Genomic DNA, 25,192 nt, shown 5'->3' on the forward strand with positions numbered 1-25,192 from the left:
ATGGCGGCAGGGACCCACGTTGCGGTGCTCATGGGGGGGTGGTCGGCGGAACGGCCGGTGAGTCTGGCCTCCGGGAAGCCGTGCGCCGAAGCCCTCGAGCGCTCCGGCTATCGGGTCACGCGTGTCGACGTCCAGCGCGATGTCGCCCAGCGCCTCGTCGAGCTCAAGCCCGATGTGGTGTTCAACGCACTGCACGGTCCGTTCGGCGAAGACGGCTGCATCCAGGGAATCCTGGAGGTGATGCAAATCCCCTATACCCATTCCGGGGTGCTCGCCTCCGCGCTGGCGATGAACAAGATCAAGGCGAAGGCCGTGATGGAGGCTGCCGGCATTCCGGTGACCGCGCACCGGCTCGTGGAGCGGCACGAGGTGGCGCGCGCCCACGTCATGGACCCTCCTTACGTGGTGAAGCCGGTCGCCGAAGGCTCCAGCTTCGGCGTTTTGATCGTGCGGGAAGGGGCGACCCATCCACCGCAGGAACTCTACCGCGAGGATTGGCAGTTCGGCGAAGCGGTGATGGTGGAGCGCTACATCCCCGGACGGGAGCTGACCTGCGCCGTCATGGGCGACGAGGCGCTTGGTGTCATCGACATCGTGCCGGTCGGAGACGCCTTCTACGACTACGACGCCAAGTACCTGCCGGGCGGGTCGAAACACATTCTCCCGGCCGAACTTAAACCAAATATTTACCAAACCGTTCAAAGATTGGCTCTCGAAGCACACCGGGCCCTTGGCTGTCGCGGCGTCTCCCGGGCCGACTTCCGGTTCGACGACGCGACCGAGACGCTGATCTGTCTCGAGGTTAACACCCAGCCCGGGATGACGGAGACATCGCTGGTTCCGGAGATGGCGGCCTATGCGGGCTACAGCTTCGAGCGATTGGTGAGCTGGTTGGTGGAGGACGCGAGTTGCGGTCGGTAGCAGGACGAACGAGCCGAAGCGGACGGGGGACGGGGCGACGCTCCGGAACCGGGCGCGCCGGTGCGCTCGGCCTCGGGACCGCGGCCGCCCTTGCGGTCCTGGTGTCGTCCGTTGCGGCGGGCGTCTCCTATGGCGGCCATACCGCCACAGTGCTCGATACGTTCGGCTCCGCCGCCGGATTGCGGATTGCTCAGGTCCGGATGGAAGGTCAGCGCGAAACCTCCGAGAGCGCGATCCTCGCCGCTCTCGGTATCGGTCCGGATTCCTCGCTTTTGACGCTCGACGCGAAATCGGCCCGTACCGCGCTCCTTGATCTTCCCTGGGTGGAACAGGCCTCAGTGCGCAAGGCGCTGCCGGGAACCGTGTCGATTCGCATCGAGGAGAAGCAGGCGGCCGCGCTTTGGCAGCATGAGCGCTCCGTGGCGGTGATCGACCGCGACGGCGACGTTCTCGCCGACGGTCTCGACGCACGCTTCATCGATCTTCCGCTTCTGGTCGGGGCCGGTGCCAACGCGCACGCCGACGACGTTCTGGATCTGCTCGCCGCCTATCCGAGCATTGCCGAGCGCACGCGTGCCCTCGTTTTCGTGGGCGGTCGGCGCTGGGACGTGGTGCTCGTCAACGGCGTCCAGCTCAAGTTGCCGGCCGACGGCGCGCGGGAGGCGCTTGCCCGGCTGGTCGAGCTGGATCTGCGCGAGGGCCTGTTCGATCGCGACATCGTTTCCATCGACGTGCGGCTTCCCGATCGGGTTGCCATCCGTCCGAGCGAAGATGCGCTAGCCCGTGACGATAAGGGCGGCTCTTCCAACCGTCGGCGGGAGGCGCGCATATGAGCGTGTTCCTGCCGTACCGCAACGGGCTGGAAACCACGCGGCTGTCGAGCCGTCGGGCATCGATCGTGACCGTGCTCGACGTCGGGTCGACCAAGATCGCCTGCCTGATCGCGCGGCTGAAGCCGCGTCCGCCGGAGGAGGTGCTGCCCGGCCGGTCGCACTCGATCGAAGTGGTCGGTTACGGCTATCAGCGCGCCCGCGGAATCAAGTCCGGTGTGGTCGTCGATCTCGATCAGGCCGAACATGCCGTGCGTTTGGCGGTGGACGCCGCAGAAAGAATGGCCGGAGTTACGGTCGAATCACTTATCCTTACCCAAACGTGCGGTCGGTTAGGCAGCGAAACCTTTACCGCCAAAGTCGATCTCGCCGGTGAATCCGTCGGTGATCACGATATACGAAAGGTTTTGGCGGCCGGCAGCGCTCACTCGGTAAGACAGGGACGATCGGTCGTGCATGCGCTGCCGATAGGCTACACCTTGGACGGACAGCGAGGCATCCGCGACCCGCGCGGAATGGTGGGCAGCCGTCTGGGCGTGGACGTCCATGTGGTGACCTCCGACGAAGCGCCCCAGCGCAACCTCTCGCTGACCGTCAACCGCTGCCATCTCGACGTCGAGGCGATGGTCGCGACGCCCTATGCCTCCGGCTTGGCCACCCTGGTCGACGACGAGGCGGAGCTGGGTGCGGCGGTGGTGGATATCGGCGGCGGCACCAGCTCGATCGCGGTGTTCGCCGATGGCCGGCTGATCCATGTGGATGCGATCGCGATCGGGGGGCATCACGTGACCCTCGACATCGCCAACGGCCTTTCGATCCGCGTGGACGACGCGGAGCGGCTGAAGACGCTGCACGGCTCGTGCGTATCGGTCTCCAGCGACGAATACGACATGCTGACCATTCATCCGGTCGGCGAGGAGGACGGTGGCGCACCCTTGCAGGTGCCGCGCGCCGCGCTCAACGGAATCATTCGCCCTAGGGCCGAGGAGATCCTCGAGCTCGTGCGCGACCGGTTGGTCGCGTCCGGCTGCTCCAGCCGCGTTGGCCGGCGTATCGTGCTGACCGGTGGTGGCAGCCAGCTCACAGGACTCCTCGACGTGGCGCGGTCGCAATTCGGCCGCTCGGTCAGACTTGGCCGGCCGCTCGGCATTGCCGGGCTGCCGCAGGCCGCGAAGGGGCCCTCCTTCGCTGCCGTTGTCGGGCTTCTGATCTTTCCGCAGGTCGCCGTTCTCGACACCGCTGGGTCGGAACGCGCGGCCACCTTCGCCCTGACCGGCACGGACGGCTACTTCGCCCGGGTCGGACGCTGGCTGAGGGAGAGCTTCTGATGGGCAACCAAGACGAACCGGAATTCGGCACCGAATGGGATTGGCCGAACACCACCCGCGACAGCGGCGGGGCGGAGAAGAATAGTGAGGGTGATATGCCGTCGATCAACCTGAAGAGCCCCGACCTGACCGAGTTGAAGCCGCGCATTCAGGTGTTCGGCGTCGGCGGAGCGGGCTGTAACGCCGTCAACAACATGATCCAGGCCGGCCTGCAGGGCTGTGATTTCCTGGTGGCGAACACCGATGCCCAGTCGCTCAGCCTGTCGAAGGCCGAACGCGTCATCCAGATGGGCATTGCCGTGACCGAGGGTCTCGGCGCCGGCTCCCAGCCGGATGTCGGCCGGGCCGCGGCGGAGGAGGTGATCGACGAGATCGCCGACCATCTGTCGGGCGCCCACATGGCCTTCATCACAGGCGGCATGGGCGGCGGCACCGGCACCGGCGCGGCCCCGGTGATTGCCCGGGCGGCCCGTGACCAAGGCATCCTGACCGTCGGCGTGGTGACCAAGCCGTTCCATTTCGAGGGCCACCGGCGGATGAAGCTTGCCGACGCCGGCATCGAGGAGCTGTCGCATCACGTCGACACGCTAATCGTGATCCCGAACCAGAACCTGTTCCGGATCGCCAACGAGCGCACCACGTTCGCCGATGCCTTCGCAATGGCGGACCAGGTGCTCTATTCGGGCGTGGCTTGCATCACCGATCTTATGGTTAAGGAAGGCCTGATCAATCTCGACTTCGCCGACGTGCGCTCGATCATGCGCTCGATGGGCAAGGCGATGATGGGCACGGGCGAAGCCTCCGGCGAGGGCCGGGCGATGCAGGCTGCGGAAGCGGCGATCTCCAACCCGCTTCTCGACGAGACCTCGATGAAGGGCGCTCGCGGCCTTCTGGTCTCCGTGACCGGTGGCATGGACTTGACCCTGTTCGAAGTGGACGAGGCGACCACCCGTATCCGCGAGGAAGTCGATCCCGAGGCGAACATCATCTTCGGTGCGACCTTCGACGAATCGCTGGACGGCATGATGCGCGTCTCGGTGGTTGCGACCGGGATCGACAAGCCGTTCGAGCAGTATGGCGATCATGACGACGAGGGCGACCGGGTGGTCGCGCTAACGGAGCGTCTGCGCCAGTCGACCGGTGGCGGCGGTGGCGGTGCCCGTCCGCGGGCGCAGGCCCAGACCTCGGTCCCGAAGGCGGCGTTGTCCGCGGTGGCCGCCGATCTCGGCACCGACGTCGACGCCGACGAACAGCGTGAGGATACGGTTCGCGCTGCGGCGGTGGAACTGGAGGCCGATCCTTACCTCGAGCAGGACGCGTTCGAGGAAGAGCTTGCGATCGAAGAGGAGGTCTTCGAGGAGGCGCCCGCTCCGGTCGCTCGCGAAGTGAAGCCGGAACCGCGCGAAGAGACGCGTGCGCCGGCGCCGGCTCGCGTGCCCCGCATGCCGGAGGTCGACGAGTTCCCGCCGGTGGCTCAGCGCGAGATGCGCCGCCGCGAGGAGCCGGCCGATGCCGACGATCGCCGCCCGATGGGCCTTCTTCGCCGGCTGGCCAATGGTCTCGGCCGCCGCGACGAGGAGTATGACGATCACGCCGAAGCCGAGCGGCCGATGCCGCGGGCGCAGGCGACCCGCGCCCCCCAGGAGGCGCCGGCGCCCGCTCCGGCCCCGCGCGAGGACGCTCCGGCGGCTCCGGTGCGTCGTGTCCAGGAAAATACCGATTCGGCTCGCCGTCCGGCCCCGCAGAACCGTCCTCAGGGCGATACCTACCGCCGGCAGCGTCCGGCCGGTGGCCAGGAGCCGGAGGCGCGCACCCGTCCTGCGTCCCGCACCCACAGCGAGGACGATCAGCTCGAGATCCCGGCCTTCCTGCGCCGGCAGGCGACCTGACCAGATGCCGCTTGCGGTTTCGTGAGCGAGACGTTCGAGCCTTCCCGGTGGCCCCATCGGGAAGGCTTTTTCGTTGAGGGGAAGCGAGTCGCTTCCGAGTCGGATTCGCCTAGAGCTGCAGCGCGCGGGGCCGCCGATTCTGTCACAAAGGCCCTCTCACGGATGCAATGCGCTCGGCGGTGCAGCAGAGAACGCTGATCGGAAAAGCGCCGAAAACCGCGGATTTTCGGGCTCCGGTTACCTTTCATCCACCACGTTACATTCCGTAACAGAGCTTGATTCGGTGCTGCAGGGCACCATCGGTAGGGTCGCCCCGTCCGAAACGATCGGTCGGGCGGCATTTGCCGCTATCGGCCGACCCCAGAGCCCGGCGTTCCGCGGGCAGTAAGGCGAACCGATGGTGCATCACGATACAGCCCTTCAGACGACCATTGCACGTACGGTTGAGCTGACGGGCGTCGGTGTGCACAGCGGTGCCGACGTTACGATCACGATTTCGCCTGCCGAAGCCGACACGGGCATTCGGTTCGTGCGGACCGACGGACACGCCGGTCCGGCGATTCCGGCGCTCTGGCAGTCCGTTGCCGCGACCAAGCTCTGTACGGTGCTTGCCGGCGCCGACGGCCGGAGCATTGGCACGGTCGAGCATCTGATGGCCGCCTTCCGTGGGCTTGGGATCGACAACGCGCTGGTCGAGGTGGACGGTCCGGAACTGCCGATCATGGACGGCAGCGCAGCGGAGTTCGTCGAGGAGCTGGAGCTCGCCGGCCTGTTTCCGCTGACGAAGCGTCGCCGGATGATCCGCGTGGTGAAGCCGGTCCGCGTCGAGATCAACGGCTCGGTGGGCGAACTGCTGCCGAGCGACATGCCCCGTTTCGACATCACCATCGATTTCAGCGACACCCTCGTCGGCCGTCAGAATATGGTGTTCGACCTGACGCCCGGTTTCTTTCGCAAGGAGCTGGCGCGGGCGCGGACCTTCGGCTTTCTGCACGAAGTCGAGATGCTGTGGAAGATGGGCCTGGCGCGCGGCTCCTCGCTCGACAACGCCGTCGCGATCGATGGCGACCGGATCCTGAATGCCGGTGGCGTGCGTTGGCCGAACGAGTTCGTTCGCCACAAGGCGCTCGATGCCGTGGGCGATCTGGCGCTGGCCGGGCACGCGATTCTCGGCTGCTACCGCTCTTACAAGGGCGGTCATCGCCTCAACGTGGCGATGGTCGAGGCGCTCCTGTCCGACACCTCCGCCTACGAGATGGTGCCCGCGCCGGCGGCCGCGAAGATCGAGCGGCCGGTGGAGCGGGTCATCGCAGACCTGGAAGAGCGGGTCTGAGCGCAACCGTCTTCGCGCGCGCCGCAGACATCAGAGAGCGTCGGCGCATGTTGCTCTCCGGGGATCTCTAGATCGTTCCTCTTTTCTCGGAATCGCGGGCCGGCTCCCATTCCTCGCTTCGACGGGTTTGCGAACGGCGGAAGCGGTCGTCGTTTCGCCTGGAAACGCACTTGCCGGAGCCGTGTCCATGACGACTGCGATTCGCGGTCTTTCGCTCAGGTCGAACGAATCCCGTTGAATGGCGGCGATCTCGGCGCAGCGCCACAGTTCTGCTCAAATCTGACGTCAGCACCGATCCCAATACCCTGCCGGGCAAACGGTCTTTCACAACGGACCGAAAGCGGTGGTCATTCGGATCGAATGGCTGGAGGGTTTGGCGGCCCTATGGCCAGGATCGGTACGATCGGTTACGTCTGGCCCCGCACCAATTGAGCGCGGGGTCGCGCCACCGGCGGTGCCTGCGCGTGGAAAGAGGCGGGAGAACGAGAGTGCGGCTTATGAAGCGGAGCGTCGTTGCCGTCGTGGCGGTCTTGGCCCTGTCCGCCTGTTCGTCCGACGACGCCGACAACCTGGCCTTCCAGGACGTTCCGGCGGACCAGCTTTACAATGAAGCTCTCGTGTTGATGGACGATGGCGACTATCGCGCGGCTATCGTGAAGTTCCGCGAGCTCGACCGGCTGCATCCCTACACCGAGTATGCCCGGCGCTCGATGGTGAACCTGGCGTTCGCCTACTATTCGACCGGCCGCTACGAAGAGGCGATCAACACCGCGCAGCGCTTCCTGGCGCTCTATCCGGGCAACAAGGACGCGGCCTACGCGCACTACATCATCGGCAACTCCTACTTCCGTCAGATCCCGACCGTCGAGCGCGATCAGGAAACGACCCAGAAGGCGCTCGCCGCGATGGACGAATTGGTGCGCAATTATCCCGATTCGGAATACGCCACGGATGCGCGCCGGAAAATCCAGATCACCCGCGATCAGCTCGCCGGCAAGGAGATGGAAGTCGGGCGCTACTATCTGCAGCGCGACGACTATGTCGCCGCGATCAACCGCTTCCGCGTAGTGGTCGAGCAATATCAGCAGACCCGGCACGTCGAGGAAGCGCTGTTCCGCCTGACCGAAGCCTACTACTCGCTCGGCGTGATTCCCGAGGCTCAGACGGCAGCCGCCGTTCTCGGGCACAACTTCCCCGATTCGCGGTGGTATAAGGACGCCTATTCTCTCCTGAAGAAGGGCGGCTATGAGCCGAGCGAAAACGAGAAGAGCTGGATCAGCCGAGCGTTCGACAGCTTCAGCGTTCGCAGTATCCTGTGATCCGACGGCCATGACCCGCGCCGGCGCGTCAGCGCGCGCCGGAGGGCGGGTCGGGTCCGCTGCGCTTGTCCGTCGCACGCCATGCTGACGCGCCTTTCCATTCGCGACATCGTTCTGATCGACCGGCTCGATCTCGATTTCACCGGCGGGCTCACGGTGCTGACCGGAGAGACGGGCGCGGGCAAATCGATCCTGCTCGATTCGCTCTCGCTGGCGCTTGGCGCACGCGGCGATGCGGGGCTGGTGCGCGAAGGGTGCGAGCGCGGGCAGGTGTCGGCCGTGTTCGATGTCGGCGCGGCCCATCCGGTGCTGGAGCGCTTAGCGGAGAACGGCATCGATACCGATGGCGATCTTATTCTGCGCCGGGTTCAGTCCGGCGACGGACGTTCCAAGGCATTCATCAACGACCAGCCGGTGAGCGTCGGGCTCCTGAAGGAAGTGGGTGCGGCACTCGTGGAGATACACGGCCAGCATGCCGACCGGGCGCTGATCGACCCGGCCGTTCACCGCGAGCTGGTCGATGCGTTCGGTGGATTGTCTCCTCAGTTGCGCACCGTGCGTGCGGCCTGGCATGCGCGACGACAGGCGGAACGCGCGTTGGCCGATCATCGCGGACGGATCGAGGCGGCACGGCGCGAGGCGGATTATCTGCGCTCCGCGGTGGACGAGCTGGTCGCCTTGGAGCCGATGCCCGGCGAGGAGACGGAGCTTGCCGAGAAGCGTCAGCAGATAATGCAGGTGGAGAAGGTGGCTGGCGATCTGTCGGAGGCCCATGCCGAGCTCGACGGCCAGGCCTCACCGATCCCGTCGCTCTCCAGCCTGATGCGTCGCCTGGCGCGCAAGGCGGAGACCGCGCCGGAGCTGTTGCAGGCGCCCGCGGACGCCATCGGGCATGCGCTCGACCATCTGGAAGAGGCGCGCACCGCGCTGGAAGAGGCGCTTGCCAAGACCGAGTTCGATCCGAAGGTTTTGGAGCAGACCGAGGAGCGGCTGTTCGCCCTGAGGGCGGCGGGCCGCAAATATCAGGTTCAGGTCGACGATCTGGCCGCGCTGCGCGACCGCATGGCGGCGGATCTTGCCGATCTCGACGCCGGCGAGGAGAAGCTCGCCCGCCTCGAACAGGACGTCGAGGAGGCCGTCGCGACTTATCGTGCGGCTGCTCAGTCGCTGTCGGAGGCGCGCGCGGAGACCGCGCGCACGTTGGAGGCGGCGGTTGGTGCCGAACTGCCGGCGTTGAAGCTGGAGCGTGCTTCGTTCGAAATCCAGATCGACCGAGAGAACGACCAAGGCGGTCCGGATGGGATCGATCAGATCGAGTTCTGGGTGCGCACCAATCCGGGCACCCGGCCTGGACCGATGATGAAAGTGGCTTCCGGCGGCGAGCTGTCGCGCTTCCTGTTGGCGCTGAAAGTGTCGCTGGCCGGGCGGGGCTCCGCGCCGACGCTGGTGTTCGACGAAATCGATTCCGGCGTCGGTGGTGCGGTGTCGGAGGCGATTGGGATGCGGCTTGCCCGGCTCGCGGAGACCGTTCAGGTGCTGACGGTCACCCATGCGCCTCAGGTGGCGGCGCGGGCAAGCGGCCACATGCTGATTGCCAAGGAGCCGCTTTCCAGCGAGATGGTCGCGACACGCGTTCGGCTGATCGACGGCGATCACCGTCTGGAGGAGATCGCCCGCATGCTGTCGGGCGCGACCATCACCGATGAAGCGCGCGCGGCCGCCTCGAAGCTGATGGCGGCCACGCACGCATAGTTTCGGGGGTTAGCGTCCCCAGGTCATGCGCCTCAAAACATCGTCCTTGTCGATGAGATGGTGCTTTAGCGCGGCGGCGACGTGGATCGCCAGAATGGCGAGCATGATCCAGGCGCTGATCTCATGGACCTCGCCGGCGGCATCGGAGAGCGAACGCACGCCCGGCACCCAGGGGTCCGGCATCGCAAACAGGCCGAACACCATGTTCTGGATGTTCAGATAGTCCTGGGTGGGCGAGGCGGCCGACATGACCCAGCCCGACAAGGGCATCACCAGGATCAGCAGGTAAAGCAGCCCATGGCTGAGATGGGAGGCGACCCGCTGCCAGCCGGCCGTGCCGGCCGGCAGATGCGGCGTTTGCCGGTTGAAAAGCCGCCAGGAGACCCGGATTACCGCCAGGCAAAACACCACGAACCCCCAGCTCTTGTGGAGCTGGAACAGGTCGAACTGCTCGGTCATATCGGACACGAAGTCCGTCATGTAGAGCCCCAGCGCGAGCTGGAACAGGATGAGGGCCGCAATCGACCAGTGCAGGAACCGGGATAGCCAGCCCCAGCGCTCCGTGGTGTTCTTCGTCCGCATGGCGGCTGTCTGCCCCTAAAGCGTTTCCAGGCGAAGTGGGAACCGGTTCGCCGTCCGGAACCGCGTTAAAAGAAACGGTTAGAGCCGTTCGGCGAGTTCATGAAAAGCAGAACGGCTCTAAGAGTTAGCTCTTGTTGTTCAGTTCGACGTTGATCGTCACCGGCAGCACCGCGCCGATCGCCGGGGCGTAGGTGTCGACGCCGAATTCGGTGCGGTCGATCTCGCCGGTGAGCGTGAAGCCGGCGACTTCGGTGCCCTGCATGACCGGGCTCTCGCCGACCTTGTTGATGGTCGCCTTGAAGGTGACCGGCTTGGTCACATCCTTGATGGTGAGGTCGCCGGTGACGTCGGCGGTGTCGTCGCCGGTCTTCTTGATCTCGGTGGAGACGAAAGTGATCTCCGGATAGGTCTCGACGTCCAGGAAGTCGGCGCTCTTGATGTGCTCGTCGCGGGCGTCCCAGAAGGTGGTGACGGCGGTGGCGTCGAGCGTGACGGCGAAGGACGCGGTCTCCAGGTTCTCCGGATCGAAGGTGTCGATCGTGGCTTCCACCTTCGGGAACACGCCGGTCACCTCAGAATAGCCGAAGTGTTCGACCTCGAAGACGACGGCGGTATGGGAGGGGTCGATTTGCCAGTCGGCAAAGGCGGCGACGGGGGCGAGGGTGAGCGCGGTCGAAAGGGCAAGCGTACGGATCAACATATGGCTCTGCTCCATTGTGCAGTTGCGAACAGAGCGCAAGATGGAAATTTCGCAGCCGTTGTGAACGATCTTGAACGAGACAGGCTGTTCAGGATCTGTCGACAGTCGCGGAAAACGGGAATCTGTGCGACAGAGATCGCGAAGGCGTGATCAGGGTGAGCGGAGCGGACCGTGGCGAAAGGGCAAGAAGATAAGCAAGACAAACCGGTCGACGATCTGAACGAATCGGAGGCGAAAGCCGAGCACGAGCGGCTGTCGGCGGAGATCCGTGGCCATGACCAGCGCTATTATCAGGAAGATGCGCCGACCGTCTCGGACGCCGACTATGACGCGCTGCGCCAACGTCTGCAGGCGATCGAAGACGCCTTTCCCGATCTCATTACGTCCGACAGCCCTACTCAGACCGTGGGGGCCGCGCCGAGCGACGCATTCGCTGCAGTGCAGCATGCCGTGCCGATGCTGTCTCTCGACAACGCCTTTTCCGACGAGGACGTGGCGGACTTCGTCGCTCGCATTCGACGCTTCCTGCGGCTCTCCGCCGATGATCCGTTGGAGTTCACGGCAGAGCCGAAGATCGACGGCCTGTCCTTGAACTTACGCTACGAGAACGGGGCGCTCGTTGTCGCGGCCACGCGCGGAGACGGCACCACCGGCGAGGCGGTGACCCAGAACGCGCGCACGATCGCCGACATTCCCACCAAGCTTCCGAAAGACGCCCCGGAGCGCATCGAGGTGCGCGGCGAGGTCTATATGACCCATGCCGACTTCCGTGCCCTCAACGAGCGCATGCAGGAAAGCGACGGTCGAGTGTTTGCCAATCCGCGCAATGCGGCGGCCGGATCGCTGCGCCAGCTCGATTCCAAGGTGACGGCGAGCCGCCCGCTGAAATTCTTCGCCTATGCCTGGGGCGAGATCCCGGAGCTGCCGCGCGAGACCCAGTCCGCCATGGTCGGCCTCTTCGAGGACTGGGGCTTCACCACCAATCCGCTGATGCGCGTCTGTTCCTCCGCTGAGGATCTGATCGCCGCCTATCACGAGATCGAAGAAAACCGGGCAAGCCTCGGCTACGACATCGACGGTGTGGTCTACAAGGTCGACCGGCTCGACTATCAGCGCCGGCTCGGCTTCGTCTCGCGTTCGCCACGCTGGGCGATCGCGCATAAATTCCCGGCCGAGCAGGCGACTACGGTACTCAACGCGATCGAGATCCAGGTTGGCCGGACGGGTGCGCTGACCCCGGTCGCCAAGTTGACGCCGGTGACCGTCGGCGGTGTGGTGGTCTCCAACGCGACGCTGCACAACGAGGACGAGATCAAACGCAAGGACGTGCGCGTGGGCGACACGGTCGTGGTCCAGCGCGCCGGCGACGTGATTCCTCAGGTGGTGAAGGTGCTGACCGAGCACCGGCCGAAGGATGCCGAGCCGTTCGTGTTTCCGACGGAATGCCCGGTTTGCGGCAGCCATGCCGTGCGGGAGGTCAATCCGCGCACCGGCAAGGAAGACGTTGTGCGCCGCTGCACCGGCGGCCTGGTCTGTCCGGCTCAGGCGGTGGAACGGCTCAAGCACTTTGTCTCCCGCGCTGCCTTCGATATCGAGGGGCTAGGGGCGAAGCAGATCGAGGCTTTTTACGAGGACGGTCTGGTGAAAACGCCGGCGGATATCTTCACCCTAGAGGCTCGCGACAAGCAGAACCTCAAAAAGCTGAAGGATCGCGAGGGCTGGGGCGCGACTTCGATCAAGAATTTGTTTGCCGCGATCGACAGCCGCCGGACCATTGCGCTTCGCCGGTTCCTGTTCGCGCTCGGGGTTCGCCATGTCGGCGACATCACTGCGAAGATCCTGGCGGAATCCTATGGGAGCTGGTCGGCGTTCGAAGCGGCGATGACGAAGCTTTCGGAGGGCGACGAACAGGCCAGGCACGACCTGGTGGCGATCGACGGGATCGGCGACACCGTTGCCGAAGCGCTCGCCGCCTTCTTCGCCGAGCCGCACAACCGACAGGCTGTCGCCGATCTGTTGCAGGAGGTGACGCCCGAAGACGAAGTTGGGCGCACCGTCGACAGCCCGGTTGCCGGCAAGACCATCGTCTTCACCGGCACGCTGGAGAAGATGACGCGCGACGAGGCGAAAGCGCGCGCCGAGGCGATGGGGGCGAAGGTCTCCGGCTCGGTCTCCTCCAAGACCGATATGATCGTGGCGGGGCCCGGTGCCGGCTCCAAGCTGAAGAAGGCCCAGGAGCTCGGCCTTGAGATTCTCGATGAGGACGAGTGGATCGCCCTGGCAAATGGGGCATGAGACCTGCATAACGGGCGCCCGCACCAACCCGTGTGTCTGAATCCTCCCTCACAAGCCAAGATCCCCAAGAGGCCAAGTCGAGACCCATGACGCGTCCCGCCGTGACCGACCTGATCCCTGCCGCCATCGAAGCTGGTGCCGAAATTCTCCGCGTCTACGCCGCCGGCGACATGACTGTCGAGACCAAGGCGGACAGCTCTCCAGTCACGGAAGCCGATCAGACCGCCGAGGCTGTGATTCTGGCACATCTGAGACGCCTTGCGCCGGAAATCCCGGTGGTCGCGGAGGAGGAAGTCGCGGCTGGGCGGGTGCCGGAGGCAGCGCCGGCCTTTTTTCTGGTGGATCCGCTCGACGGCACCAAGGAGTTCATCAACCGCAACGGCGAGTTCACGGTGAACATCGCGTTGGTGGTCGGGGGAGCGCCGGTGTCTGGCGTCGTCTATGTGCCGGCCATGGGAGAGATCTATCACGGCACGGTGGGCGAGGGGGCCGTGCGTGCCGAGGTGCGGGATGGAGCGATCGTCGACAGCCGGCCGATCGCGGTGCGCCCGGCGCCGGCTGCGGGTCCGACGGTGCTGGCCAGCCGATCGCATCGCTCGCCGGAGACGGATGCCTTCATCGAGCGGGTGAAGGCGGCCGAGATCGTGAATGCCGGCTCGTCCCTGAAATTCTGTCGGATCGCGGCGGGAGAAGCCGATCTTTATCCGCGCCTTGCGCCGACCATGGAGTGGGATACGGCCGCAGGCGATGCCGTGCTGCGGGCTGCCGGCGGTGTCACGGTGACGCTCGATGGCGTCCCGCTCGGCTATGGCAAGCGCGGCCGGGCCGACGCAAAGGATTTTCTCAATCCCTGGTTCGTCGCCTCCGGGAGTAACCTCGATCCGGTTCTGCTCGGAGGCGAATGAGACGACGCCGGATCCCTTCGCCAATCTGTGTCTAGCGTGTGCGGATCGCGGGCGCTATCACCGGGATGATCATCGGCCACCGGCCGGAAATCGTCCGAAGCGGGGGGCGCGATGTGATGGTTCCGGTTTTTCCCATCGTGCTCTTCCCTCGGAGGATGCCCATGCGCTCGACGATTTCGCTTCTCGCCTTCGCCATGTTGGCCGCGCCGGCCGCCGCCCAGGACGTTCCGCCGCTCTACAAGACCGATGAAGCCTGGAAAGGCTACTGCCTGAGCTCCGGAGTCTGCTCGATTTTCACCGAGACCGGCGACGGCCAGTTCGTCTTGTTTCGCGCGCCGTCGGCGGATGAGCCGGTGTTTGCCTGCTATCAACCCTACGAGACGGGCACCGGGCCGGGCTGGTATCTCTCCGTGGAGGGCGCGACGCTGCTCGCCAGCACGGATATCGGCCGCTCCCAGGTGGACTGGGAGAACCTGCTCGATAGCGCGCCGACGGGCCCGCTTGCCGCCTATGCCCGCCACCTCGACGGCAACGGCTTGGTTCCGTGTGCTGGACCGGTGCGGATCGACGGGCTTGCCGCGCAGATGATGCAGCAAGCGACGACGGCGGAGCTGGAAGTGTCCGGCAAGACGCCGGCCGATCCCGATATCAAGAAGCGGGTCTCACTCGACGGTTTCACCGCGCTTGCGCTCTGGCTGGACGATCGGCAGAACCGCGTCGGCACCACGACCGCTCTTGCCCGGCCGGGCAAGACCACGCCGGTCGATGGTCCGTCGGCGACGGCGATCGCCAGTGCCGACGCCATCCCGTCCGATGTGAAGACGGTGTGGTCCGATCCCTCGACAAGCTGCGATCAGATCGACGCCAAGGCGTTCGGTGCTGCGGACGCGGTCTCCGTCTCGCTCGATGCGGAGACAACGTTGTTCGTCCTGCCCTGCGGCCAGCCCGGCAACAACGCCCCGCGTGTGGCGATCCTGGCGCCCAACGATGGAGTACCCTCGCTGGTGGAGTTGGAGACCGAGTCCGGCGGCAAGACGGTCACGGAGACCCAAGCGGGCGACCTGGCCTGGGACGGTCGCAACCGAGACCTGGTGGGGACCTGGTCGATGGGGCAGGGCTGCACCCGGACGACCGTCTGGCCCTATCGCAACGATGGCTTCGAGGTGGGCCAGACATCTCGGTCCGAGGGCTGTTGAGCCGCGGTCGGCCACCCTTCGCGCAGCCGTGAGCGATAGGACCCTTAACGACGGTCTCGGCGAAACGGGGATTATCCTTCCCGAACCGTCCTGATCTCGACCGTCTTCTCCGCCTCGAAGGCGGCGCGGACAGTCTCCGGAATCGGGATGGAGCGGATGCGGTCGCGATCGTTCGGGTCGACCGCGCTCCAGACACGGGTCTGAGACGCTTCGACGATCAACTTGTCGGCGAGATAGAAGCGGTGCTCGAAATCCAGCGATGAACGGCCAAGCCGGGTGATGGCGGAATGGCGCACCAGCGTATCGCCGAAGCGGGCAGGGGCGTGGAAGGTCGCCGCGGCATTGACCAGCGGGACGCCGCGGAAATCCGGGTCGCGCGTCATTACGGACCGGATGCCGTATCCGGCCGCGTCCAGGATCGCGTTAACGCCCCTTTCCATCCAGTCATAGAAGTTCGGGTTGTAGACGATCGTCGCCGGATCGCAGTCGCTCCAGTCGACCTCGAACGTACAGCTTGTCTGAAGCAAGCCGAGTCTCCTCATGTCGCAAGAATGTGTTGCACTGGCATAGCGCGTTTGGACGAAGAATGCGCGTTTGCGGTGCAGCGATTTTATAGGTGCAATGCGGGAAGTGTGAGACAGTAATGAGTTTTCTGGAATTTGTTTAGACAGGGCGCGACTGTGGGGCGCTATTTTCCCAACTCCGAGTTGGAGGGGAGCAGTCAGCACTCTTCCCACGATTTGCTCAGTCCCTCGCCAGCGCGACCACGGGGTCGAGCCGGGAGGCGTTGCGGGCCGGCAGGTAGCCGAACACGACGCCGATCGCAGTGGAGGTGAGGAAGGCCGCGACGATAGAGTTTTCGGAGTAGATCAGATTGATCCCGGTTCCGAGCTGATCGAACAGGAAGCCGAAGGCGAGCGCGGTGGAGATCCCCAGGGTGCCGCCGATGAGGCAGACCAGCACCGCCTCGATCAGGAATTGCTGCAGAATGTCGCTTCGCCGCGCCCCCACGGCCATGCGTACGCCGATCTCGTTCACCCGTTCGGAGACGGCGACCAGCATGATGTTCATCACGCCGATGCCGCCCACCAGCAGCGAAATCAGCGCGATCGAGGAGATCAGCGCGGTCAGAACGGAGGTGGTGCTGGTGATGGTCTGGCGGATGTCGTCGGTGTTCAGGATGAAGAAGTCCTTGGTGCCGTGACGGATGGTCAGGAACTGGGTGACGGCCTGTTCGGCCAGGCTGGTCGCGACATCGTCGGCAACGCGGATATTGATGGAGCGCAGCGAACTGTTGCCGAGGAAACGGGACTGCACGGTCTTGTATGGCAGGTAGAGCTGCAAATTGCTCGACGAGCCGAAACCGCCCTGCTGGGCCTGCATGACGCCGACGATGGTGGCAGGCACGTTGCCGATGATGATGACCTTGCCGACCGGGTCGGTGCCGTCGCCAAACAGCGTGGTCAGCGTGTTGTCGTCGATCACGACCTCCTGGGCCATGTCGGCGGAGGCGGTGTCGTCGAAGAAGCGGCCGCCGGCGAGTTTGGAGCCGCGCACGTCGAAATATTGTGCGCCGACGCCGTTCACGAGCGCATTGGCCTCAAGCGACCCATAGCGCACCACGGCGGAGGTCGAGACGGTGGGCGTGACGGCGGCAACGTAGCTCTGCTGGGCCAGCGCGTTGGCGTCGGCGACGACGAGCGTCTTGATCTTGCCGGAGCGAACGTCGCCGAAGCTCTGGCCCGGAAACACTTCCAGCGTGTTGGTGCCGAGGCTGGAGATATTCTCCAGCACCTTCTCGCGCGAGCCGGAGCCCAGCGCGACCACGCTCACCACCGAGGCGATCCCGATGATGATGCCGAGCATGGTCAAGAAGGTCCGAAGCTTGTGGGCCCGCATGGACAGAAGCGCCATCTGCAAGGCTTCGCGGGTGCGATCGAAGACGGTGCCGAGCCGGCCCTCGCGTTTGCGGTCGGGCGGGGCCGGTTCGCTTGCGTCGGAGCTGGCAACCGGTTCGTCCTTGCGACGGTCGGAGACGATCTCCCCGTCGCTGATTTCGATGATGCGGCCGGCCCGGGCGGCGACGTCGGCGTCGTGGGTGACGAGGATGATTGTCTTTCCCTCGGCGTTGAGCTCCTCCAGGATCTTCAGCACTTCCTCGCCGGAGCGGCTGTCGAGCGCGCCTGTAGGCTCGTCGGCGAGGATGATGTCGCCGCCGTTCATCAGCGCGCGGGCGATGGAGACGCGCTGCTGCTGGCCGCCGGAAAGCTGGCCCGGCCGGTGCTCGGTCCGATCCGCCATGCCGAGCCGCTCCAGGAGCGCGCGGGCCCGTTCTTCGCGTTCGCGCGGCCGGCGGCCGGCGTAGATCGCGGGGATCTCGACATTGCCAATCGCCGTCAGCTCGGCAAGCAGATGGTAGCGTTGGAAGATGAAGCCGAAATGCTCGCGCCGGAGCTCCGCCAGCTCGTCGGGCTCGAGCTGGCTGGTCTCGCGGCCGGAAACCATGTACCGGCCCGCGCTCGGCCGATCGAGGCAACCGAGAATGTTCATCAGCGTCGACTTGCCCGACCCGGACGTGCCCATGATCGCCACCATCTCGCCGGCTTCGATCGTCAGGTCGATATCCTTGAGCACGGGAAGAACGCCGTCGCCGGCCGGAAACTCCCGGCGCAGCTTTTCCACGACGATGACGGGATCGGCCATCTAGAAGCCCATCGGAGACGGTCGCCGGCGACCATCGGCCGCCGTAGCTCCCGACATCTCGCCGGTGACGATCTCGTCGCCGGCCTCGATCCCGGAGACGACCTCTGCGGTGACGCCGTTGTTGAGCCCGATTTCGACCCGCCGGTCGGCAATCGATCCGTCCGGCGCGAGCACACGCACCTGGTAGGTTCCATCGGGATTGCGCCGCGCGAGCGCGGCGGAGGGGATCGTGACGACGTCGGTCGCTTCTCCGACCACGATGTGCACTTCGGCGGTCATATAGGTCCTGAGCCGCCCGTCGGGGTTGGGTACGTCGAAGATGCCGTTGTAGTAGATCGCCTCGGAAGAGCCGGAGGACGAGGCACTGCTGACCGAAGTGGTGACGGCGCTGTCGGTCGTGATCGATTCCGGCGCCGGCTCGATCGAACCGAGCGTGGTTTCGTAGCGTTTCGAGGGATCCCCGAGAATGGTGAACCAGACGCGCTGGCCGGGTTCGGCTTTCACGACGTCGACCTCTGAGATTTCCGCCCGCACGGTCATGGTGTCGACCTGGCCGAGAATAACGATGGTGGGGGCCGACTGGGCGGCGTTCACCGTCTGGCCTTCCTGGGTTACCACCCACAACACGGTGCCCGCGATCGGCGCCGTGATCTGGGTGTAGCCGAGATCCACCCTGGCGGTTTCCACGGCCACTTCGGCTTCGGAAATCTGGGCCTCCAGCGCCGCGATTTGGGCCTTGGTGGTCGCGAGCGTCTCCACGGCCGTCTCGTATTCGTTGCGGGAGGTGGCGTTCTGGTCGAGTAGCCGGGTCTGACGCTCCAGGTTGGTTTCGGCGTAGGCGAGGTTCGCCTTCTTCTCCTCAAGCTGGGCGCGGACGTTGCTGAGCGAGGCCTGGGCCGTCTTCAGGGCGTTTTGCTGATTGGTGGAATCGATACTGGCGATACGGTCGCCCTCGGCGACCTGGTCGCCGACGCCGACATCGATCGAAGTCACTCGGCCGGAGACTTGGGCGCCGACGGCCACCAGCTTGACGGGCTTCAAGATGCCGGTCGCAAGCACGGTTTCCTCGACGTTGCCGACCTTGGCCGCAACCGTGAGAACGGTTGGCGCTTCCTTCTGCGTCAGCCGCGGATAGAGATACCAGCCGGCTGCCCCTGCCACGATGAGCAGCAGGAGAAAGAGCCGGAAGAGGCGCTTCCAGAGACGCTTGGAGGAGCTTCGCGTCACGCTCGCCTCGCGGTCAGGAGGAGGATGAGCGCAGCCGCGACACCGCAGGCGAAGATGACCGTGGCCATGGCTGCCGCGGTGCCGTCCGAAAGCAGGCCGACAGCGGCGCTTGCAAGGCTGGCGCAGGCGAACTGAAGCACGCCGATGATCGACGAGGCGCTGCCGGCATAGGTTCCGCTCGCCGACATTCCGATGGCGATGGTGTTGGCGGCGATCAGGGGAACCGTGGCAAGTGTGATCCAGAGCGCGGCGAACAGCGCCGGAAGCGGTGCCTCGGAAACCGCGAGGGCGAGCACGGCGGCGCCTCCCGCCACGTTGATTGCGAGCGCAAGCGCGAACACCGCGCGGGTGGACAGGCGCGTCAGCAGGAACCGGTTGAGCTGGGAGGCGCCAACCATTCCGGCCGCGTTGATGGCGAACAGCAGCCCGTAGGCCTGTTGATCCACGCCGTAATACTCCATGAACACGAAGGGCGATCCGGAGATGAACGCAAACATGCCGGCAAACCCGACGGAGCCGGCCAGCGTCGGCACGATAAATGCGCGACGGCTGAGGAGCGTGGCGAACACGCGGGCTATTTCGCGCGGGTGGATCGACTGGCGTTGCGCCTGAGGGAGCGTCTCCGGCAGCCACATCGAGGCGAGCGCCAGGCAGAGCAGGCCGAAGAGCGTGAGCGCAAAAAAGATCGCCTGCCAGTTGGCGAAACCGAGAATGGTCGCGCCGAGGCTGGGCGCGATCACTGGCGCAACCCCCATGATCATCATCATGATGGAGAGCACGCGGGCGCCTTCGCGCTCGTCGAAAAGGTCACGGATGATCGCGCGTCCGATGATCATGCCCGCGCAGCCGCCGGTGGCCTGCAGAAAGCGCAGGAGCACGAACGCTTCGATCGACGGCGCCACAGTGATGGCGAGCGAGGCGGCGATAAACACGACGATGCCGACGAGAAGCGGGGTCTTGCGCCCGAACCGGTCGATCACCGGGCCATAGATGAGCTGGCCCACGGACAGGCCGAGAAAGAACATCGACAGGCCGAGCTGAACCTGCGCCTCGCTGGCGGCATAGGTCTCAACCAGCGCAGGGAAACTCGCCAGATACATATCCGTGGCGAACGGCGCGAACGCGGCGAGAAGGCCGAGCATCCAAACGAGCCGGACATGGGAAATGGTCGGCCGGGCTGAGGCGGGAGTTTCGGTCGGTGTCATACGAAGCCTGGTTCGGGAAAGCAGGGCATCCGGTCGCTGCCGGCGTTACGGCGCGATCGGAGGCAACGGCGGAAGGATGGTCTTTGCGAGGCGCGGACCCATGTCGTCGTGGGCGATTTCAGGCGCGATGGTGTCGATGGTGCCGTCCCAGCCACCACCAAGCGCCTTGTTGAGGGCAATATAGTCCGTCGCGATCGAGACGCGGCTTTCGATCAGCGAATCTTCGGCAGAATAGAGCGAGCGCTCGGCATCCAGAACATCCAGGAAGCTGGAGGCACCGGCCCGGTACTGGGTGCGCGACAGATCGACGGCGTCCCGATAGGCGCGAGCCGCGGCCGCAAGCTTGCGGCGTCGGATCTGGTCCTGGGAGAGGGCGACGGTCGCGTTTTCCACGTCTTCCAGCGCCGTCAGGACGGTCGAGAAATAGGCGAGATAGGATTGGTCGCGCACGGCCTTGGAGGCGTCGACGGCGGCCTTCAACTCACCGGCATTGAAAACGGGAACCGAAAGGCTCGGGCCGAAGGACCAGCTAATGGAGGAGTTTTGCGCAAGGTCGCCCACCTCCACGCCGGAGGTGGAGATCGCACCGGTCAGACTGACATTCGGAAAGCGCGCCGCCTGGGCTTGGCCGATCTGGGCGGTGGATTGGGCAAGCTGGCGCTCGGCGACACGCACATCCGGTCGGTTTAGCAGTGTCTGCGCCGGAATGCCGGTGGCGACCGGCAGAGGCGGCGAGGGCACGGGCTTGACCGTGCGCATGCGGTCGGTGAGGGCACCGGGCGCCCGGCCGGTCAGGATCGACAGCCGGTTGACGGCCTCCGCGTAGCTGGTCTGGAGTGCCGGGATGTTGGCTTCCGTTGCGTTGGCTTGTCCCTTGGCGCTGGCGACATCGAGCCGGGAGGCCGAGCCTTCTCGGAACTTGGTTTCGGTCAGGCCGAGAGTTTCGCGCTGGGAGGCCGCCGTACGCTTGGCGAGTGCGATCCGCGCTTGATAGCCGCGTGCGGAGACATAGTTGGTGGCAACGTCGCCGATCAGGGTCAGAAGCGTGTTGCGTAACTCCTCTTCGGCCGCATCGAGCCCATATTTCGCTGCCTCGACACTGCGCCGGTTGGCTCCGAAGAGATCGATCTCCCAACTGGCATCCAGGCCGGCATTATACTGGTCGAAAGCCCGGCTCACCGTGATGTCGCCACCGCTGGAGACGTTGGAGCCGTTCTTGGCGCGGGTGTAGGAACCGGAGCCGTCGACGGAAGGCCAGAGCGAACCGACCGATTGGCGGTAGGTTGCGCGCGCCTCTCGGACATTCGCCTTGGCCGTGCGAACATCGAGATTGGTCTTGACCGCCTCGTCGATGATGGCGGTCAAGAGCGGATCGTCGAATCGCATCCACCAGTCCGCGAGTTCCGGCGGCTTCGGTGTCGTGGCGGAGCCGGTGGCGGCCCAAGCGGTCGGGATCGGGAGCCGGGGCGGTTGATAGTCGGGGCCGACAGCGCACCCGGCCAGTAAGCTTGCCGCGAGCACGCTCGCGCCGACGACCCTCAGTCCGCTGGTCGATGAGATACGCCATAAACGATCGACCATAGACGGCCTATCTCTCTGCCACTTCGCCTGAAAACGGTTGAACGCACGATCTGTCGAAGTCCGACGGGAACCTTCGCAAAACGTGCTCGAGCCTATCGAAAGGTGAGCGCTTCGGCACCACCGCGATCGCACTGGTGCGCTTTCGCCGCAAACGACAGGCCGATTTCCTGCCGCTTTCGCGAACGGCGAACCAGTTCTTCCTTCGCCTGGAAATGCTTCTACAAAATCCGCCCGCGATTGAGGATATCGGTGGGGTCGAGTACGTGCTTGATGCGCCGCATGGCAAGCTGTTCGTCGGTCCCGAGAACGAGCGGAAGATAGGGCTTCTTCAAGACGCCGACGCCATGTTCGGCGGAGATGCTGCCACCGAAATCCGCCGCTAGCGCGTTGACGGCCTGTTTCACCGCGCCTTCTTCCCGGCTTTGGACCAAAAAATGCAGGTTGCCGTCGCCCAGATGGCCGAACACGAAAAAGTCCGCCTGATCGTCGATTGCCAGGACGCATGAACGGGCGCGCGCCATGAAGTCCGGGATCACGGAGAGCGGTAGGCTGATGTCGTGTGCGAGCAGCTTGCCTACTGACAGGGTGTACTCCGGGCAGGCCTCCCGGAGCTCCCACAGGGCGGCGAAATCTCGTCCCGATTGAGAGACGACGATGTCGCTGCACAGCCCGTCCTCATAGGCGGACAGGAGCGCCTGTTCGAGCGCATCCTCCACGGTCGTTCCGGAAAAGCCGTGCATTTCGACGAGCACATAGAGGCCGGCACCGGGCGCAAGCGGACGCTGGCCGATGTGTTCGCACGCGCCGGCATAAACGTTGGGCCAAATCCCTTCGAACGCGCTAAGGGCCGGACCGAGCAGGCCTCTCAGATGGGACAGCAGCGCGAGTGCCTCGGTGGGGCCTGCGACCGCGCACAGCGCGTTCTTTTCGATCGTCGGCTTCGGATGCAGCCGGAAGGTGGCGCGCGTGATGACGCCGAGGGTGCCTTCGCTGCCCACGAAAAGTTGCTTCAGATCCAGCCCGTCATTGTTCTTGTCGAGCGGGCGCATGTCGGACAGGACGCTACCGTCTGCAAGCACGGCCTCGATGCCGCGCACCTGGTCCCGCGTCATGCCATAGCGCAACACCCGGACACCGCCGGCATTGGTGGAGCAGATGCCGCCAACCGTGGCCGATCCCCGCGCGCCGATATCGACACCGAAGAACAGGCCGGCATCTTCGGCCGCCTTCTGCACTCGCTCCAGCGGTACGCCGGCCTCGGCCGTCACCCGACCGCCGACCACGTCGACCGGCTCGATGGCGGTCAGCCGTTCGGTCGAGAGCGCGACTTCGCCCGTTTGCGGCCGTGCCGCGCCGGAAAGGCCCGTCAATCCGCCCTGAAGCACCAGTGGCTGGTTGAAGGCCTGGCAAAGGGTCATCGCGGCCTGAACCCCGGCGGGGCTCTTGGGCCGCAGCACGAAGGCGGGCGGAGAGGCCGGCGCCCGGCTGGTGTCGCCCGCGAAGCGGACGAGGTCGTCCGGCTCGTCCATCAGGCCGAGGTCTTCCGGACAATCCTGCAGGGCGGCCCGGAAGGCCGGGTCGATTGGATCGATCATAGGGAGGCTCTCAGTGCAGCCACGACCGGGTGCTCCGTCGCGGAACTCAGGAGGTGGAGGTCAGGGCGCTACTGCTTCGAAATCGACATTGGCGTTCTATGCGCAGCGCGCCCGCGCGCAACCGCCGGCGTCAAATGCGATCCGCGAGGCTGTCAGCGATCGCGCCGGCGGCGGCATCCACCGCGCCTTTGCCGTGGGGAATGTGGAGCGCCTGCAAGCCGGCTTCCATGGTGGCGAGCATGCCCAAAGTCATGTGCGCGTTCACATGGCCCATGTGAGCGACCCGAAGAAAATCGTTCTGGGTCGGGGCGCCGGGCTCCACCATTCCAAGGCCGATTCCCAATGTGATGCCGGCCTTTTCCTCTACCCATGTTCGCAGTCGTTCCGCGCCGCCGTCGCCGATCCGGGCCGCCGTAACCGCATGGGAGCGGTAGGCGGGGTTGGAGACGTTGAGGGCGATGTCGCCGTCCTGGCTCCAGGCGTCGAAGGCGGACCAGACGGCGCGGGCAAGCGCGCGATGGCGCGCCCAGATCGCTTCCAGCCCTTCTTCCGCGATCATGTCGAGCGCCTCGCGCAGCGCATAGAGATGATGGGTCGGCGAAGTGCCGCCGAAATTGTGGGAAAAGACGCGCGGCGCGACCCTGGTCTTCCAGTCCCAGTAGGGTGTGGCGAGGTCGCTGTCCTTGGAGGCGGCGAGCGCCTTTTCCGAGATCCAGAGGAACGAGATGCCGGGCGGCGTCATCAGCCCTTTCTGGCTGGCGGCGATCAGCACGTCGATGCCCCAGGCGTCGAAATAGACCGGCTCGCAGGCAAGCGAGGCGATCGCGTCGACCGCGAGCAGGGCCGGATGGCCCGCCGCGTCGATCGCGTCGCGCACGGCCGGCACGTCGTTGAGCAGGCTGGTGGCTGTGTCCACTTGGGTCATCAGCACCGCCCGGATGGAATGCTCGCGGTCGGCCGCAAGCGCTTCTCTCACCCGGGCGGGATCGATCGGTGCTTGGCGTCCGAAATCGAGCAGGTCGACCTGGAGCCCCATCCTGCGGGCATGATCGGCCCAGCCGAGGCCGAAATGGCCCGTGCTGCAGACCAGGATCCGGTCGCCGCGCGAGGCCATATTGGCGATCGCCGCCTCCCAGGCACCGTGCCCGTTGCAAATATAGAGCGCGACATGGGCGGTGCAGTTTGCCACCCGCTTCAGGTCGGCAAGGATCGACTGGGTCAGGTCGACGATCGCCCCGGTGTAGATGTTCGGCGCCGGCCGCTGCATGGCGGCGAGCACGCGATCGGGCATGACCGAAGGACCGGGAATGGCGACATAGGGCCGACCGGAAGCGAGAGACATGGAACGGAAAGACCTCGAGACGACGATGGAAGGGCAGTTGCGGCAGCCACTCTATCGTTGTTCTCGGTCCATACAACGGCGCGGCGGTCCTATCGCGGCGGTTCGCCGCGACGCGCTGCCTCATTGGGCGCTCGGCACTTCCGTGGCCGACACCATGATCATCTCAACCTTCAGGTCCGGATGGGCGAGCTTCGCCTCGAAGCAGGCCCGCGAGGGTGGGGCGACGTCCTCGATCCAATGGTCCCACGTCTCGTTGAAGGCGGCGAGATCGGCGAGATCGCGCAGGATGATCGCCACGAACAGGAGCCGCGATTTGTCCGAGCCGATCTCGGCCAAACGGGCGTCGGCCTTGGCGAGAAGCTGTCGGGTCTGTTCAGCGGTGGAAAGCGCGCCGTCGTAGGGCCACTGCGGGGTGACGGCGAAGTAGCCGGTGCCGTTATACTCTGTCGCGAGCGACATGCGCGCGCCGACGCCGAAACGCGTAATCAT

The 25,192-nt window shown here is 65.5% G+C and carries 20 protein-coding genes; 10 read left to right on the forward strand and 10 right to left on the reverse strand.

Features of this window, described 5'->3' with window-relative positions; translation table 11 throughout:
* The 7 genes from HNS03_RS12830 to recN all read left to right on the forward strand — a co-directional run bounded on the left by HNS03_RS12830 (nt 1) and on the right by recN (nt 9,372).
* Complete coding sequence (locus HNS03_RS12830; RefSeq protein ID WP_367195823.1) at nt 1–921, forward strand: D-alanine--D-alanine ligase; 921 nt, start codon at nt 1–3, stop codon at nt 919–921.
* Nucleotides 909–1,754, forward strand: a complete 846-nt coding sequence (locus HNS03_RS12835) for a cell division protein FtsQ/DivIB (protein WP_367195825.1) — start codon at nt 909–911, stop codon at nt 1,752–1,754. The genes HNS03_RS12830 and HNS03_RS12835 overlap by 13 nt, the downstream gene beginning before the upstream one ends.
* Nucleotides 1,751–3,079 (forward strand): cell division protein FtsA, encoded by a 1,329-nt coding sequence (gene ftsA / locus HNS03_RS12840; protein WP_367195827.1) that lies wholly within the window; start codon nt 1,751–1,753, stop codon nt 3,077–3,079. The genes HNS03_RS12835 and ftsA overlap by 4 nt, the downstream gene beginning before the upstream one ends.
* A gap of 95 nt (nt 3,080–3,174) precedes the next feature.
* Entirely contained in the window at nt 3,175–4,968 is a 1,794-nt protein-coding gene (ftsZ, locus tag HNS03_RS12845) for a cell division protein FtsZ (RefSeq protein ID WP_367196004.1), read from the forward strand.
* Between the two features lie 397 nt (nt 4,969–5,365).
* The gene (lpxC, locus tag HNS03_RS12850; RefSeq protein ID WP_367195829.1) at nt 5,366–6,301 is read left to right on the forward strand and encodes a UDP-3-O-acyl-N-acetylglucosamine deacetylase; all 936 of its coding nucleotides are present in this window, start codon (nt 5,366–5,368) and stop codon (nt 6,299–6,301) included.
* A 497-nt stretch (nt 6,302–6,798) separates the two neighbouring features.
* Nucleotides 6,799–7,620: an outer membrane protein assembly factor BamD gene (locus tag HNS03_RS12855; protein ID WP_367195831.1), complete on the forward strand. Its 822-nt coding sequence runs from the start codon at nt 6,799–6,801 to the stop codon at nt 7,618–7,620.
* Nucleotides 7,621–7,701: 81 nt separating this feature from the next.
* Nucleotides 7,702–9,372 carry a DNA repair protein RecN gene (recN, locus tag HNS03_RS12860; RefSeq protein ID WP_367195833.1) on the forward strand — a complete coding sequence of 557 codons (1,671 nt, stop codon included), beginning with the start codon at nt 7,702–7,704 and terminating at the stop codon, nt 9,370–9,372.
* 9 nt (nt 9,373–9,381) lie between these two features.
* Here recN and HNS03_RS12865 read toward each other — a convergent pair whose 3' ends face one another.
* Together HNS03_RS12865 and HNS03_RS12870 are read right to left on the reverse strand one after the other, a co-directional pair.
* Nucleotides 9,382–9,954: a cytochrome b gene (locus HNS03_RS12865; protein WP_367195834.1), complete on the reverse strand. Its 573-nt coding sequence runs from the start codon at nt 9,952–9,954 to the stop codon at nt 9,382–9,384.
* Between the two features lie 124 nt (nt 9,955–10,078).
* Entirely contained in the window at nt 10,079–10,654 is a 576-nt protein-coding gene (locus tag HNS03_RS12870) for a YceI family protein (protein ID WP_367195836.1), read from the reverse strand.
* A gap of 171 nt (nt 10,655–10,825) precedes the next feature.
* Between HNS03_RS12870 and ligA the strand changes: the two genes are divergently transcribed.
* The 3 genes from ligA to HNS03_RS12885 all read left to right on the forward strand — a co-directional run bounded on the left by ligA (nt 10,826) and on the right by HNS03_RS12885 (nt 15,050).
* Nucleotides 10,826–12,949: an NAD-dependent DNA ligase LigA gene (gene ligA, locus HNS03_RS12875; protein ID WP_367195838.1), complete on the forward strand. Its 2,124-nt coding sequence runs from the start codon at nt 10,826–10,828 to the stop codon at nt 12,947–12,949.
* A gap of 86 nt (nt 12,950–13,035) precedes the next feature.
* Complete coding sequence (gene cysQ / locus HNS03_RS12880; protein ID WP_367195840.1) at nt 13,036–13,854, forward strand: 3'(2'),5'-bisphosphate nucleotidase CysQ; 819 nt, start codon at nt 13,036–13,038, stop codon at nt 13,852–13,854.
* 161 nt (nt 13,855–14,015) lie between these two features.
* On the forward strand, nt 14,016–15,050 hold the full coding sequence (locus HNS03_RS12885) for a DUF1176 domain-containing protein (RefSeq protein ID WP_367195841.1): 1,035 nt from the start codon (nt 14,016–14,018) through the stop codon (nt 15,048–15,050).
* 71 nt (nt 15,051–15,121) lie between these two features.
* On the opposite strand, the gene HNS03_RS12890 is transcribed toward HNS03_RS12885, so the two are convergent.
* From HNS03_RS12890 to HNS03_RS12925, 8 genes are all read right to left on the reverse strand, one after another.
* Nucleotides 15,122–15,577, reverse strand: a complete 456-nt coding sequence (locus tag HNS03_RS12890) for an acyl-CoA thioesterase (protein ID WP_367195843.1) — start codon at nt 15,575–15,577, stop codon at nt 15,122–15,124.
* Nucleotides 15,578–15,794: 217 nt separating this feature from the next.
* Complete coding sequence (locus HNS03_RS12895) at nt 15,795–17,753, reverse strand: MacB family efflux pump subunit (RefSeq protein ID WP_367195845.1); 1,959 nt, start codon at nt 17,751–17,753, stop codon at nt 15,795–15,797.
* The gene (locus tag HNS03_RS12900) at nt 17,754–18,980 is read right to left on the reverse strand and encodes an efflux RND transporter periplasmic adaptor subunit (protein ID WP_367195846.1); all 1,227 of its coding nucleotides are present in this window, start codon (nt 18,978–18,980) and stop codon (nt 17,754–17,756) included. It abuts the gene before it with no gap.
* Nucleotides 18,977–20,185 carry a multidrug effflux MFS transporter gene (locus HNS03_RS12905; RefSeq protein WP_367195847.1) on the reverse strand — a complete coding sequence of 403 codons (1,209 nt, stop codon included), beginning with the start codon at nt 20,183–20,185 and terminating at the stop codon, nt 18,977–18,979. Before HNS03_RS12905 ends, HNS03_RS12900 begins: the two co-directional genes overlap by 4 nt.
* A 45-nt stretch (nt 20,186–20,230) precedes the next feature.
* Nucleotides 20,231–21,766, reverse strand: coding sequence for an efflux transporter outer membrane subunit (locus tag HNS03_RS12910; protein WP_367195849.1), 1,536 nt, complete (start codon nt 21,764–21,766; stop codon nt 20,231–20,233).
* A gap of 218 nt (nt 21,767–21,984) precedes the next feature.
* A complete protein-coding gene (locus HNS03_RS12915) occupies nt 21,985–23,361 on the reverse strand; it encodes an FAD-binding oxidoreductase (protein ID WP_367195851.1) in 1,377 nt (458 codons plus the stop codon).
* A 130-nt stretch (nt 23,362–23,491) separates the two neighbouring features.
* Nucleotides 23,492–24,703, reverse strand: coding sequence for an alanine--glyoxylate aminotransferase family protein (locus tag HNS03_RS12920; RefSeq protein WP_367195853.1), 1,212 nt, complete (start codon nt 24,701–24,703; stop codon nt 23,492–23,494).
* Nucleotides 24,704–24,823: 120 nt separating this feature from the next.
* Nucleotides 24,824–25,192 (reverse strand): RidA family protein, encoded by a 369-nt coding sequence (locus HNS03_RS12925; protein WP_367195855.1) that lies wholly within the window; start codon nt 25,190–25,192, stop codon nt 24,824–24,826.

It is taken from the genome of Amorphus sp. 3PC139-8 (assembly GCF_040750475.1).
In the GTDB taxonomy this organism is placed as follows: domain Bacteria; phylum Pseudomonadota; class Alphaproteobacteria; order Rhizobiales; family Amorphaceae; genus Amorphus.